This is a genomic window from Streptomyces sp. NBC_01296 (genome assembly GCF_035984415.1).
Classification (GTDB): Bacteria; Actinomycetota; Actinomycetes; order Streptomycetales; family Streptomycetaceae; genus Streptomyces.
On sequence record NZ_CP130720.1, the window covers coordinates 4332315 to 4345926 of the forward strand.

Below are 13612 nucleotides of genomic sequence, written 5' to 3' on the forward strand. Positions count from 1 at the left end.
GGATGACCTGTAAAGATGACCGGGTGCGCACCGAGGACGTCCTGGCCGCCATCGCGACCGGCCTGTGGCGATGGGACAACGCCTCCGGGACGGTCACTCTGGACAGCGAGGCCGCCCGGCTCCTCGGGCTGCCCGCGGAGCCCGTCGTCCTGCCGGAGGTCGCCGTACGGTCGCGGTTTCACCCGGTGGACTGGAACGAGATCAACGGGATCGTCAATCTCGCGGTGGCCGAGGGCACCCTCGCGGAGGCCCGGCTGCGGATCATGGACGAGGACGGACGGGTGCTGCGCACCGTGCGCAGCCGCTCCAGACCCCTCGAGAACCGCTCGGTCGACGGCCGCGTCGACTACGAGCTGATCGGCACCATCCAGGAGATCGCCGAGCCGCAGCCCGGCACCACCGCCGTGCACACCCCGATCACCGGGGACTGGCGGCGCTCCCGCGAGGCCTTCCTGCTGGACGCGGGGCGGGCGCTCGCCGAGGCCCGGTCCACGGCCGAGGTGCTGCGGGTCGCCGCGTCCCTCTCGATGCCGGGCTTCAACCCGGACGGGCTGGCGGTCTTCGGGGTGGCCGGGGACCGGCTGTCGGTCATCGGGCACCACGGGCACGGTCCCGGGGACGAGGACCTCTTCACGGACATGCGGCTGGACACGGACTACCCGGCCGCCGAGGTCGTCCGGACCGGGCGGGCGATCTACCTGCCCTCCCCCGATGACTACAAGCGGCGCTTTCCGGCCACCTGGCCGCTCGCCCAGCGCTTCGGCCGGATCTCCTGGGCCTTCCTCCCCCTGATCGTCGCCGGGCGCACCATGGGCGCCTGGATGGCCGCGTTCAAGCACCCGGTGTCCTTCTCGCCGGACGAGCGGTCCGTCCTGACGACGGTGGCCCGGATGCTGGCCCAGGCCCTCCAGCGGGCAGGCGTGGCCGAGTCCGAGCGGGAGCTCACCTCCGGCCTGCAACGGTCGATGATGCCGATGCTGGGCCCCGACATCCCGGGCATGCAGATCGCCGCCCGGTACGTCCCCACCGGCGGCGGGCTCGAGGTCGGCGGCGACTGGTACGACATGATCCCGCTGCCCTCGGGACGGTTCGCGCTGGTCATCGGGGATGTGCAGGGGCACGACGTGCGGGCCGCCGGGCTGATGGGCCAGCTGCGGATCGCGGTGCGCGCGTACGCCTCCGAGGGCCACCGGCCGGATGCCGTGCTCTCGCGCGCCTCCCGCTTCCTGGCGGGGCTGTGTTCTTCGAAGGAGGCCGACTCGTACGAGGAGTCCGACTTCCGCAGCCCGCGGTTCGCGACCTGCCTGTACGTGGAGTGCGACCCGGAGACCGGGCTGCTGGAGGTGGCCCGCGCCGGCCACCCCGATCCCGCCATCCGGATGACGGACGGCACGGTGCTGATGCGCCCGACCGCCGGCGGCCTCCCGCTCGGCATCGTCCCCGACACGGACTACCCGACGACGCGGTTCACGCTGGAGCCCGGCGAGACGATGATGCTGTGCACCGACGGGCTCATCGAGACCGGCGGGCACGACCTGGACACGGGCTGGGCACGGCTGCGGGCGATCCTCGAATCCGAGACGCACGATCCCGTGACCCACGCGTCCGACGGCCTGGAGAAGCTCGCCGACCTGCTGGTCCAGGCCGTGCACGGGCCCTCCTCGCACCACACCACCGGCCCGCTGGCCGACCGGCGCGAGGACGACATAGCCGTCGTCCTGCTGTGCCGGGACGGCGCGGGCTGCGGCTGCGGCGCCCCGGCGGCGCAGCTGACCCGGCCGGCGCGCCGCACGGTGCTGACCGTGGCGCAGGCGGAGCCGGAGCGGATCGCGGGCGCACGCCGGCAGATCCGGGAGCTGCTGCACGACTGGGCGGACGAGGAGCAGGTGGACTCGGCGGTGCTCATCGTCTCCGAGATGGTCACGAACGTCCTCCTGCACACGGACGGCGACGCGCTGCTGGCCGCGGAGGCGGTGGGCGAGCTGGGGACGCGCCGGCTGCGCATCGAGGTCGCGGACGCCAGCGACGAGCTGCCGCACAAGCGGCATCCGGGCGAGATGGCGTCGAGCGGGCGGGGCGTCCTGCTGATGGAGATGCTGGCGGACACCTGGGGCGTGGACCCGCGCGGCGAGGGCAAGTCGATCTGGTTCGAGATGTACGAACAGGCGAAGGACGACTGAAGGACGACCGCCCGTCCCAGCCGGGGCCGTCGGTACGGGCGCCGCGCCCGATCCGCACCGGAATGCCGTGGTTTGATGCACCTGTGCTGACACTGCTTCCCCCGCCGGTCAGGCGACTGGCCGCGTGGTGCGCGGCCGTCCTGCTCGTCACCGGCGTGGTCGCCGTCGGCGTATGGCTGTGCATCACCTTCAAGGCCGTCGTCACGCCCGTACTGCTGGCGCTGCTCGGCACCGCCCTGCTCGGGCCGATGCACCGGCGGCTCGTGCGGATGAAGGTGAACCGCGGCGCCGCAGCGGCGCTGACCTGCCTCGCCGTACTCGCGGTGTTCGGCGGGGTCACGTACATCGTCGTCCACGCCCTCATCAGCACCGGCGACCAGATCCTCGACTCCCTCAAGCAGGCCGGGCAGGGCCTCGCCGAGCACTTCGGTCCCGCCGGGACCTCCCTCGAGGACCTGGCCTCCCACGCCAAGGAGCTGCTGGCCAAGTTCGGCGCCACGGCCGCTTCCGGCGTCATCTCCGGCATCAGCGTCGTCGGCGAGATGCTCGCCACCACCATCCTCTTCCTCCTGCTGATGTTCTTCTTCCTGCGCGACTCCCACCACGCCGCCGGCGCCCTGCGCTCGCTCGCGCCGCGCGCCACCGGCGACATCGTCGAGGCCATGGCCCGCCGCGCCTTCGGGGCCGTCGAGGGCTTCATGCGCGGAACCACCTTCATCGCGCTGATCGACGCGGTCTTCATCACGGTCGGGCTGCTCGTGCTCCGTGTCCCCGGTGCCGTCGGCCTCGGCGTCCTGGTGTTCGTCGGCGCGTACATCCCGTACCTGGGCGCCTTCATCTCCGGCGCGGTGGCCGTCCTCGTCGCCTTCGCCGAGCGGGGATGGGCCATCGGGCTGTGGACGCTGGGCGTGGTGCTCGCCGTACAGATGCTGGAGGGGTACATCCTCCAGCCCGCGGTCCAGAGCCGGACCGTCCAGATGCACCCGGCCGTGGTCCTGCTCGCCATCACCGCCGGCGCAAGCGTCGCCGGGATCCTGGGCATGCTGCTGGCCGTACCGCTGACCGCGGCCGCGTTCGGCGTGGTGTCGGAGCTTCGGGGGCGCCACGCGGGGGCCGAGCGCACCGAGGAGCCCGAGTAACAAGGGTTTCAGGACAACCGCGAAACGGTCCTCGATCATCCGTTCGCGGAGAACCCGAGGTGTCCGTTTTCCGGCCACCGCCCCCTCCTGCGGAAATGCCCAAAAGGATCTGAAGAGTCCGTGTAACCGGCCACGCGCCCCGAAACACAGCATTCAAGCCGGTCTCCGCCGCACGCCCGGATCCCCCTGGTACGGCATTCGTCTTCGTGCCATCGTCTTTCACCGGACCGGGGGGCCGCTGCAGCACTTGAGCCGCGGAGCACTCCTCTCGGCTGCACCACGACGTGTCCGATATCCAAGAGGAGACAGCGTGCGCAAGGCAGCAAGGTTCACCGCAGTGGCACTCTCCGCCGCGACGATCGTCATGGGCTCCGTGACCGTCGCCCACGCCGGCGACTACACCGAGGACGGGGTCCGGATCCGTTCCAACTCCACCACCTCGGCCTCCGTCAACGGCCTCGGCTACCGGAACCACACCATCACGCCCATCTGCTACAAGTCGGGCACCGTGATCAACGGCAACAGGTGGTGGGACCGGCACAAGAACAACAACACCGGCGTCACCGGGTACAGCTCGATGACCCTGATCACCAAGTGGGCGGCCAATCCCTGCTGATCGGGCGCTCGGAGCCGCCCGGGGCCGGGACCGCTGGAATCGGTCCCGGCCCCCGGGCGTGCCGGGCAGTGTACGACCACCAGACCACCACGGAAAGGCTGATCGTGCTCCACGCACGCCAACGGCTGCCCCTGCTGCTGGCCGGTGCCGTCGCGGTCCTGACGCTCGGCGCCTGCACCGCCGAACCGGCGGCGAAACAGGGGGGACCGGACGGTCCCACGGGCGAACCACAGGTGAGCGTCACACCGCAGGCGGACCCGGCGAACGCTGTACTCCCGCTCGATGCCTACGCCTTCGACCAGAACCAGGCGAAGGTGCTGCGGCAGGCACAGGACCTGCTCACCGAGTCCTGTATGCACCGCATCGGATTCGCCTCCTTCAAGAACGCGAGCACCTACGTCACCGTCGTCGGTGCACACCGGGCCACCACCGGAATCGGCCTGGTCGACGCCGAATCCGCGAAGAAGTACGGGTACCGGTCCGGCGCATTGCCGGACCGCGACGCGGCGGGCGAGAAGAAGCGCGACCCGAACGAGACGGCCGCCCTGTTCGGTCCGCAGGACGGCGGACCGGCCCATCCGGGGGCCCCGGAGGGCGGCTGCTCGGGCGAGGCCGACCGCAAGCTGTACCCGAGGAGCACCAGCGGCCCGTCCGCGGCCCCGGCCGGCAACAGCCTCGTCGACCAGCTCACGCAGCAGGCCGGCGACCGGGCGCGCGGCGACAGCCGGATCGTCGCGGGGATCACGCAGTGGAGCACCTGTATGCGCGATGCGGGGTTCCAGGTGAAGACGCCCTGGGAGCTCCAGCAGATGGAGGGCACGCGGTGGACCGGGCCGGTCACCTCCGAGGAGATCACCGCCGCGACCACGGACGTGTCCTGCAAGCAGAAGACGAAGCTCACCGACACCTGGAGCGCGGTCCTGACGGCCTACCAGAAAGGCCTGATCGAACGGCGCAAGCAGGATCTGGACCAGGAGAAGAAGCGCCTGGACGAGCAGGTCACCTATGCGGAGAAGGTGCTGAAGGACGGCTCGGCGTGAGGGCCCCGGCCGGCCCGCGGGCCACGGTTTCCGCCCTGCTGCCGGCCCTGGCGGCGGCTCTGGTGCTCGTCCTGACGACCGGGTGCACCGTGGATTCCGCCGCCTCCCCGGCAGGTGCGGACACCGGGTCGGCGCTGGAGCCGCCGAGCCCGGACGTGCAGCAGGCGTACGACACGTACTGGGCCACGTGGCTGGCGGCGAACCGGGCGCCCGATCCCCAGGATCCTGCCGTCGAACGCGTCGCCACCGGGCCGCAGTTGCAGGAGCTCCGCGACAACCTCGCCCAGTCGAAGACCCACGGCCAGGTGCTGCTCGGCGAGGTGGGCCACCGGATCGACGGCGTGGAAGCCCCCGGCGCACAGACCCGGATCCTGCACGACTGCGTCGATCTGGACCGCTGGCTCATCCACGACGCCAAAACCGGTCAGCCCATAGACCAACTCCAGGACAAGCCGACCCAGATGGGCGCCTTCACGCTGACCCGCGAGAAGGAGGGCGCCCCGTGGAAGGTGAGTTCCCTCGAGGTGCTCGGCGAGAACTGCTGAACGAAGAAGTGGGTTTCACGTGAAACATCAAGAGGCCGCCGCCCCCGAGGAGCCGGACGCCGCAGGCGGGACCGAGGACGTACGGGCCTCGCTCGGCCGGCGGCGCCGGATCCTGATCTGGGTCGTCGCGGGCGCCGTCGCCCTCACCGGGGCCGGGGTGGTCCTCGCCGGAGCCATCCGCTCCCCCGCCCAGGTCGCGGCCGATGCCGCGGCGCCGCCCGCGTCCGTCCTCGCCGACCGGGTCGAACGGCGGGTGCTCACCTCCTCCGTGGTCGTACGGGGCACGGTCACCGCCGAGCAGTCGCTGACGGTGTCCCCGGGGGCCGGGGCCGCCGCTGCCGCCGGAACGGGCGGGAAGCCCGTGGTCACGCGGGTCAACAAACAGCCCGGCGCCGCCGTACAGGCCGGCGAGGTACTCGTCGAGGTGTCGGGGCGGCCGGTGTTCGCGCTGGCCGGGGCCCTGCCCGTGTACCGGGACCTGAAGCCCGGGGCCACCGGCAAGGACGTCGGGCAGCTCCAGGAGGGGCTCAAGGCGCTCGGCCACGCCACCGGCAAGGATCCGGCCGGCACGTACGGCGCCGGTACGAAGGCCGCCGTCACCGCGCTCTACGCCGCGCTCGGCTACACCCCGCGGCCGGCCGACCCCGGCGACGCCGAGAAGCTCCAGGCGGCGGAGGACGCCGCCGACAGCGCCCAGCGGCAGGTCACCACCGCCAAGAGCGCCCTCGCCAAGGCCAAGGCGGGGGGCGGCGCCGACACCGCGGAGGCGCAGCAGCAACTCACCTTCGCCCAGCAGGATCTGGCCAAGGCCACCACCCGCCTGGAGGCGGCCCGGGCGGCGGCCGGCCCGATGGTCCCGGCGGACGAGCTCGTCTTCGTCAAGGGTTTCCCGGCCCGTGTGGACACGGTCAAGGCCGCGGTCGGCGAACCCGTCCCGGACGGGCTGCTGACCCTCTCGGCGGGCGCCCCGGTGATCCGGGCCTCGCTCCCGGCGCACCAGAAGGACCTGGTCAAGGCAGGGATGAAGGTCGAGGTGCTGTCCGAGGCCACCGGGCTGACCGCCACCGGGACCGTCGGCTCGGTCGCCACCGACCCGGCCCCGGCCGCCGCCGGCTCCCCGACGGGCGGCGGCTCCGGCGCCGGTTCCGGCGCGGGCTCCGGGGACAGCCCGCCGGCCGCCGCGCAGGACCCGGGCGGGTACGCGCTGACCGTCAAGCCCGATCAGACCCTCGACCCCCGGCTCTCGGGCCAGGGCGTACGGCTCACCGTGACCGCCGCCTCGTCCGGGGAGCCGGTGCTCGTCGTACCGCTCTCCGCCGTCTCGGCCGGCGCCGACGGCCGGACCACCGTCACGGTGCTGGGCAAGGACCCCGCCGCCGCGGACGCCCGGCGCCGGGTCGAGGTCCGGGCCGGGATGTCCGCCGACGGAATGGTCCAGGTCGAGCCGGTCGGCGGTGGCGCGCTCGCCGACGGCGACCGGGTGCTCGTCGCGCAGGCGAAGCCATGACCGCCGCCCACCCGGCCGTGGAGGCCACTCCCGTCGTCCGCTTCGAAGGCGTCGGCCTCACCTACCCCGGACCACCGCCCGTCCAGGCGCTGCGGCCCTGCGAACTGACCGTGGAACGCGGCGAGTACGTCACCGTGGTCGGCCCTTCCGGCTCCGGGAAGTCCACCTTCCTCAACGTCGCCGGGCTCATCGACGCCCCGACCACCGGCCGGTACCTGCTCGACGGCATCGACACCGGCGCCCTGCGCGACCGGGACCGGACCGCCCTGCGCGGGCAGCGGATCGGCTTCGTCTTCCAGTCCTTCCATCTCCTGGCGCACCGCAGCGCCCTGGAGAACGTCCGCCTCGCCATGGTCTACAACGGCATCCCGCGCGCGGAGCGCGCCGACCGGGCCCGTACGGCGCTGGAACGGGTCGGCCTCGGCCACCGCACCGGCCATCTCCCGACCCGGATGTCGGGCGGCGAGCGCCAGCGCGTGGCCATCGCCCGCGCCCTGGTCGCCGAACCCTCGCTGCTGCTGTGCGACGAGCCCACCGGGAACCTGGACACCACCACGGCGGGCGCCGTACTGGCCCTGCTGGACGCGCTGCACGCCGACGGGCTGACCCTGCTGGTCATCACGCACGACCTCCATGTGGCCGCCCGCGGCCGGCGGACGGTGTCCATCCGCGACGGGGTCCTGAGCGAGGTCGTCCCCGCATGAGGAACATCAGTGCCCGCATGGGGAGCATCAGTGCCCGCATGGGGAGCATCAGGAGCGTCCGGCGAAGCCGGCGGGCCGGCACCGGGATCACGCCGTCCCGGCTGTCCCTGCGCGACCTGCTCTCCGAGGCCCTGGCCGGGATGCTCCAGCGGCCCGCCCGCTCCGCGCTGACCGGCCTCGGCACCGTGCTGGGCGTGGGCACCTTCGTGGCGATCCTCGGCCTCACGGCCACCGCCTCCTCGCAGATCGACAGCCGCTTCAACGCGCTGACGGCCACCGAGGTCGGCGTCCAGGACACCGCGGGCGGCGGCGATCCCCAGCTCGCCCGGCAGGTCCCCCTCGCCTTCCCCCGCGACGCGGACGCCCGGGCGGGCACGCTCAACGGGGTGCGCGCCGCAGGGGTGTTCTGGCCGGTGCCGCTGGGCGAGACCACCGTACGGTCCGCCCCTGTCGCGGGAGCGACGGGCGAGCGGATCCCGGTGGTCGCCGCCTCCCCGGGGATGCTGCGCGCGGCCGGGCTCACGCTGGGCTCGGGCCGGGCGTACGACGCCTTCCACGAGGGGCGCACCGAACAGGTCGCGGTCGTGGGCTCGGCGATGGCGGCGCGCCTGGGCATCACCACGCTGGAGAGCCGCCCCGCGGTGTTCATCGGCGAGCACCCGTTCACCGTGATCGGCATCGCGAGCGGGGCGGACCGCAAACCGGACCTGCTGCTGTCGGTGATCGTGCCCCGGGGCACCGCCGAGAAGCTGTGGGGGCCGCCGGACAACGCCCAGCGGGCCAGGATGCTGGTGGTGACCGAGCTCGGCGCGGCCCGGCAGGTGGCCGCGGAACTCCCGCTCGCACTGCGCCCGGACCATCCCGACTGGCTGACGCCCGCGCCGCCACCGGACCCGAAGACCCTGCGGGCGGGGGTGACCTCCGACCTCGACCAGCTGTTCCTGCTGCTGGCGGCGATCTGCCTGGTCATCGGGGCGGTCGGGATCGCCAACACCACGCTCGTCGCGGTGCTGGAGCGGACCGGGGAGATCGGGCTGCGCCGGGCCCTCGGGGCGCGCGGGCGGCACATCACCGCCCAGTTCCTGGCCGAGTCCGCCGCGCAGGGTGCGGTGGGCGGCCTGGTGGGCACCACGCTCGGCACCCTGACCGTGGTCGGCGTGTCGGCGCTGCGCGACTGGACCCCGGTGATGTCGCCGCTCACCGTCGCCGTGGCGCCGTTGATCGGGCTGGTCACCGGGGTGCTGGCCGGCCTGTACCCGGCCTGGCGGGCCTCCCGTACGCAGCCGGCGGAGGCCCTGCGCCGCTAGGAGAGACCCGCAACGTCCTGCCCGGCGCGGTCAGGCGCGGTCAGGCGCGGTCAGGCGCGGTCAGGCGCGGTCAGGCGCGGTCAGGAGTGCTGGTCCGCCGACTTCGTGCGCTCCCGGGCAGTGGTGGGGATGGTCCCCAGCCGGCCCGCCTGGAAGTCGTCGAAGGCCTGCTGGAGCTCCTGCCGGCTGTTCATGACGAACGGCCCGTAGTGCGCCATCGGCTCCCGGATCGGGCGCCCGCCGAGGAGGATGACCTCCAGGTCCGGGGTGTTCGCGTCCTGGGACTCGTCCGCCCGCACCGTGATGGAGCCGCCGTCGCCGAAGACCGCCGTCTGCCCGGTGTGGACGGGCCGCCGGTCCGTGCCGACGCTGCCGCGCCCGGCCATGACGTACGCGAGGGCGTTGAAGTCCTCGCGCCAGGGGAGGGTGACCTGCGCGCCCGGGGTGACGGTCGCGTGGATCATCGTGATCGGGGTGTGGGTGATGCCGGGGCCGGCGTGGCCGTCCAGGTCACCGGCGATCACGCGGAGCAGGGCGCCGCCGTCGGGGGTGGACAGCAGCTGGACCTGGCCGCCGCCGATGTCCTGGTAGCGCGGGGGCATCATCTTGTCGGAGGCGGGGAGGTTCACCCACAGCTGGAGGCCGTGGAAGAGGCCGCCGGACACGACGAGGGACTCCGGCGGGGCCTCGATGTGCAGCAGGCCCGAGCCGGCGGTCATCCACTGGGTGTCACCGCCGTTGATGACCCCGCCGCCGCCGTTGCTGTCCTGGTGGACGAAGGTTCCGTCGATCAGGTACGTGACGGTCTCGAAGCCGCGGTGGGGGTGCCACGGGGTGCCCTTGGGCTCGCCCGGTGCGTACTCCACCTCGCCCATCTGGTCCATCATGATGAACGGGTCGAGGTACTGGTAGTTGATCCCGGCGAACGCGCGGCGCACCGGGAACCCCTCGCCCTCGAACCCACCGGGAGCTGTCGTGACGGCCAGCACCTTGCGGGCGGCGGTCTCCGGGGCGGGCTCGGCGACGCGGGGGAGCGTCAACGGGTTCTCCACAGTCACTGCAGGCATGGTCGGAACCTCCTTCTGCGTCGAGTTTAGTTGAAACTCGAACTTTCTGCCACACCCCACAGAACAGAAGGGGCCCCGAGGTTAATTCCCCGGGGCCCGAAGCCGCTCACCTGCGCCTACGGCGTCTAGCCGTACATGCGGCGCATCGCGAAGTCGACCATCTGCTCCACGGCCTTCGCGTCGAAGACCATCCGGTGGTCGCCCTCCATGTCGAGGACGAAGCCGTACCCGGTCGGCAGCAGGTCGATCACCTCGGCGCCGGTGATCACGAAGTACTTGGACTCCTTGCCGGCGTACCGGCGCAGCTCCTTGAGCGTGGTGAACATGGGGATCACCGGCTGCTGCGTGTTGTGCAGCGCCAGGAAGCCCGGGGTCTCGCCGCGCGGACAGTAGACCTTCGACGTGGCGAAGATCTGCTGGAAGTCCTCGGCGGACAGCGACCCGGTCGTGAAGGCCCGCACCGCGTCGGCGAGCGACGGCGGCGAGGGCTCGGGGTACAGCGGCTGCTCGCCGTACCCGCCGGCCATCTGCTGCGGGGCGGCGTACTGCTGCCCTGCGCTCACGTTCTGGTCGTAGCCGTACATAGGGCGAAGCCTACCGAGCGCCCCGCGCCCCGTGGACGCGGATTCCCGCCAGGGTTGCGGGCTTGACCCTGGTCACAGTCGACCGGCAGGGGGTTGCGTCTTATTACCCACGGGTAGCATCATGACATTACCGATTGGTATGTACGAGGAACCTGTCTTCCCGAGCCTTAACGGAGCCGTCGCCATGGGGCACTACAAGTCGAATCTCCGAGACATCGAGTTCAACCTCTTCGAGGTGCTCGGTCGCGACAAGCTGTACGGCACCGGCCCGTTCGGTGAGATGGACACCGACACCGCCAAGAGCGTCCTGTCCGAGATCGCCCGCCTCGCCGAGAACGAGCTGGCCGCATCCTTCGCGGACGCCGACCGCAACCCGCCGGTCTTCGACCCGGCCACCAACACCGCGCCCGTCCCGGCGTCCTTCAAGAAGAGCTACGAAGCCTTCATGGACTCCGAGTACTGGCGTCTCGGCCTGCCCGAGGAGATCGGCGGCACCACCTCGCCCCGCTCCCTGATCTGGGCCTACGCGGAGCTGCTGCTCGGCTCGAACCCGGCCATCTGGATGTACTCCTCCGGCCCGGCGTTCGCCGGCATCCTCTTCGAAGAGGGCAACGAGGCGCAGAAGAAGGTCGCGCAGATAGCGGTCGAGAAGCGCTGGGGCTCCACCATGGTCCTCACCGAGCCGGACGCCGGCTCGGACGTCGGCGCCGGCCGCACCAAGGCGATCCAGCAGGACGACGGCTCCTGGCACATCGAGGGCGTCAAGCGCTTCATCACGTCCGGTGAGCACGACATGGAGGAGAACATCCTCCACTACGTCCTCGCCCGCCCCGAGGGCCACGGCCCCGGCACCAAGGGCCTGTCCCTCTTCCTCGTCCCGAAGTTCCACTTCGACTGGGAGACCGGCGAGCTGGGCGAGCGCAACGGCGTCTACGCGACGAACGTCGAGCACAAGATGGGCCTCAAGGCCTCCAACACGTGCGAGATGACCTTCGGCGACCAGCACCCCGCCAAGGGCTGGCTGATCGGCGACAAGCACGACGGCATCCGCCAGATGTTCATGATCATCGAGTTCGCCCGCATGATGGTCGGCACGAAGGCCATCGCGACGCTCTCCACCGGCTACCTGAACGCCCTGGAGTACGCCAAGGAGCGCGTGCAGGGCACCGACCTGGCCAACTTCATGGACAAGGCCGCGCCCAAGGTCACCATCACGCACCACCCCGACGTGCGCCGCTCGCTCATGACGCAGAAGGCGTACGCCGAGGGCATGCGCGCCCTGGTCCTGTACACCGCCTCCGTCCAGGACGCGATCCAGGTCAAGCAGGCCGCGGGCGAGGACGCCTCCGCCGAGATCGGCCTGAACGACCTGCTCCTGCCGATCGTGAAGGGCTACGGCTCGGAGCGCTCGTACGAGCAGCTCGCCCAGTCGCTGCAGACCTTCGGCGGTTCCGGTTACCTCCAGGAATACCCGATCGAGCAGTACATCCGGGACGCCAAGATCGACACCCTCTACGAGGGCACCACGGCGATCCAGGGCCAGGACTTCTTCTTCCGGAAGATCGTCCGCGACCAGGGTGCCTCGCTGAACGTCCTCTCCGAGACGATCAAGAAGTTCCTGGCCGAGGCCGCCGGCGGCGAGGAGCTGGCCGGCGCCCGCGACGCGCTCGCCAAGGCCGCGGTCGACCTGGAGGGCATCGTCGGCCAGATGATCGTCGACCTCACCGCCACCGGCGAGGACGTCAAGAACATCTACAAGGTCGGCCAGAACACCACCCGCCTGCTGATGGCGTCCGGTGACGTGGTCGTCGGATACCTGCTGCTCAAGGGCGCTGCCGTGGCCGCCGAGAAGCTGGCGGGCGCCTCCGCGAAGGACGTCCCGTTCTACACCGGCAAGATCGCGGCCGCGAAGTTCTTCGCCTCGCAGGTCCTGCCGAACGTCTCGGTCGCCCGCACGCTGGCCGAGGCCGTCGACAACACCCTGATGGAGCTCGACGAGGCCGCGTTCTAGCCACCCGGCTGCGCCGCATCGCCAGTCGCACACCGACGGCCGGACCCTCTGCAGGGGTCCGGCCGTCGGCGTACCGGCGGCGTACGGACGGCGTACCGGCCGCCTGCCGGCGGCATTCACAGGTTGTCGGTGGTTCATGGGACGCTCGTAGGTATGAGCCCAGCAGAGCAGCACGGCAACAGCAGGGGGTACTCCGTCCCGACCGGGCGGCCGTACGCCCTCAAGGAGCTGCAGGCTGCCCTGGGCAGCCTCGGCGACCATCTGCGGGAGCTGTACGACGGCGCCCACCCCGCGGAGTACGAGGCTGTCGCCGACGCCCTCTACACCGCCTTCCAGACCGCCGCCGGGCTCGCCCCCGCCAAGAGCTACACCGGCTGCTCCGAGCACCCCAACGGGGCCCTCGACCCCGAGGCGCCCGACGGCTGGGGCCGCTGTCTGATCTGCAACGACCGGCGCCGCCTCGGGCTGCGCGCCCAGGGCGCCCGCGCGGCCGCCGCCGCCCCGCCCGCCGGGGAACAGCGCCGGCTGGGCTATCCCGTGCCCGACCCCCCGTACACCCTGCAGGCCCTGCGCGACCACCTCCGCACCGTCGAGGACCGCCGCTTCCACCTGGGCTTCTCCTCCCCGGCCGATGAGTTCGTACGGATCGCGGACGATCTCCACCGGGCGTTCATCGTGGCCCGCGAACTGTCACGGCCCCGGGGCGCCTCCGGCTGCTCCCAGCACCCCGGCGCGCCCATCGATCCGGACGCGCCGCCCGGTGAGGCCTGTATCTTCTGCGCCGGACGCAAGAGACGCGCGCAGCGCTCCGCGACGACCCCGGAGATGCTCCCGCGCATCCGCCGGGGCGAGCGCAGGCAGCTGCAGCGCCGATTCGAGCGCCCGCCGGGCTGAAAAGCCGCCGGGACGTGG

General features: G+C 71.9%; 12 protein-coding genes. 10 read left to right on the plus strand and 2 right to left on the minus strand.

Annotated features, from left to right (window positions below; genetic code table 11):
* Positions 1-23: 23 nt before the first annotated feature.
* The 8 genes from OG299_RS19525 (at position 24) to OG299_RS19560 (ending at position 9038) form a co-directional block, all read left to right on the plus strand.
* Positions 24-2180 (plus strand): SpoIIE family protein phosphatase, encoded by a 2157-nt coding sequence (locus OG299_RS19525; protein ID WP_327364553.1) that lies wholly within the window; start codon positions 24-26, stop codon positions 2178-2180.
* A gap of 62 nt (positions 2181-2242) precedes the next feature.
* The gene (locus OG299_RS19530) at positions 2243-3319 is read left to right on the plus strand and encodes an AI-2E family transporter (protein ID WP_405701774.1); all 1077 of its coding nucleotides are present in this window, start codon (positions 2243-2245) and stop codon (positions 3317-3319) included.
* 310 nt (positions 3320-3629) lie between these two features.
* On the plus strand, positions 3630-3935 hold the full coding sequence (locus OG299_RS19535; protein ID WP_266627332.1) for a hypothetical protein: 306 nt from the start codon (positions 3630-3632) through the stop codon (positions 3933-3935).
* 104 nt (positions 3936-4039) lie between these two features.
* Positions 4040-4975, plus strand: a complete 936-nt coding sequence (locus OG299_RS19540) for a hypothetical protein (RefSeq protein WP_327362140.1) — start codon at positions 4040-4042, stop codon at positions 4973-4975.
* Entirely contained in the window at positions 4972-5520 is a 549-nt protein-coding gene (locus OG299_RS19545) for a hypothetical protein (RefSeq protein WP_327362141.1), read from the plus strand. The genes OG299_RS19540 and OG299_RS19545 overlap by 4 nt, the downstream gene beginning before the upstream one ends.
* A 19-nt stretch (positions 5521-5539) precedes the next feature.
* Positions 5540-7027 carry a peptidoglycan-binding protein gene (locus OG299_RS19550; protein ID WP_327362142.1) on the plus strand — a complete coding sequence of 496 codons (1488 nt, stop codon included), beginning with the start codon at positions 5540-5542 and terminating at the stop codon, positions 7025-7027.
* On the plus strand, positions 7024-7731 hold the full coding sequence (locus OG299_RS19555) for an ABC transporter ATP-binding protein (protein WP_266627340.1): 708 nt from the start codon (positions 7024-7026) through the stop codon (positions 7729-7731). Before OG299_RS19550 ends, OG299_RS19555 begins: the two co-directional genes overlap by 4 nt.
* A gap of 38 nt (positions 7732-7769) precedes the next feature.
* On the plus strand, positions 7770-9038 hold the full coding sequence (locus tag OG299_RS19560; RefSeq protein ID WP_327362143.1) for an ABC transporter permease: 1269 nt from the start codon (positions 7770-7772) through the stop codon (positions 9036-9038).
* 80 nt (positions 9039-9118) lie between these two features.
* Here OG299_RS19560 and OG299_RS19565 read toward each other — a convergent pair whose 3' ends face one another.
* Together OG299_RS19565 and OG299_RS19570 are read right to left on the minus strand one after the other, a co-directional pair.
* The gene (locus OG299_RS19565; RefSeq protein ID WP_266627342.1) at positions 9119-10105 is read right to left on the minus strand and encodes a pirin family protein; all 987 of its coding nucleotides are present in this window, start codon (positions 10103-10105) and stop codon (positions 9119-9121) included.
* A gap of 125 nt (positions 10106-10230) precedes the next feature.
* Positions 10231-10689, minus strand: coding sequence for an SseB family protein (locus tag OG299_RS19570; RefSeq protein WP_030302361.1), 459 nt, complete (start codon positions 10687-10689; stop codon positions 10231-10233).
* Positions 10690-10873: 184 nt separating this feature from the next.
* Here OG299_RS19570 and OG299_RS19575 point away from each other — a divergent pair, with 184 nt between their 5' ends.
* Together OG299_RS19575 and OG299_RS19580 are read left to right on the plus strand one after the other, a co-directional pair.
* Complete coding sequence (locus OG299_RS19575) at positions 10874-12700, plus strand: acyl-CoA dehydrogenase (RefSeq protein WP_266633373.1); 1827 nt, start codon at positions 10874-10876, stop codon at positions 12698-12700.
* 153 nt (positions 12701-12853) lie between these two features.
* Positions 12854-13594 carry a hypothetical protein gene (locus tag OG299_RS19580; protein WP_327362144.1) on the plus strand — a complete coding sequence of 247 codons (741 nt, stop codon included), beginning with the start codon at positions 12854-12856 and terminating at the stop codon, positions 13592-13594.
* The last annotated feature ends 18 nt before the right edge of the window (positions 13595-13612 follow it).

Coding starts and splice junctions, on each gene's coding strand:
- OG299_RS19530 (WP_405701774.1), top strand. CDS start 2,243: ATGCCGTGGTTTGATGCACCTGTGCTGACACTGCTTCCCCCGCCGGTC.
- OG299_RS19555 (WP_266627340.1), top strand. CDS start 7,024: ATGACCGCCGCCCACCCGGCCGTGGAGGCCACTCCCGTCGTCCGCTTC.
- OG299_RS19560 (WP_327362143.1), top strand. CDS start 7,770: ATGGGGAGCATCAGGAGCGTCCGGCGAAGCCGGCGGGCCGGCACCGGG.
- OG299_RS19565 (WP_266627342.1), bottom strand. CDS start 10,105: ATGCCTGCAGTGACTGTGGAGAACCCGTTGACGCTCCCCCGCGTCGCC.
- OG299_RS19570 (WP_030302361.1), bottom strand. CDS start 10,689: ATGTACGGCTACGACCAGAACGTGAGCGCAGGGCAGCAGTACGCCGCC.
- OG299_RS19575 (WP_266633373.1), top strand. CDS start 10,874: ATGGGGCACTACAAGTCGAATCTCCGAGACATCGAGTTCAACCTCTTC.
- OG299_RS19580 (WP_327362144.1), top strand. CDS start 12,854: ATGAGCCCAGCAGAGCAGCACGGCAACAGCAGGGGGTACTCCGTCCCG.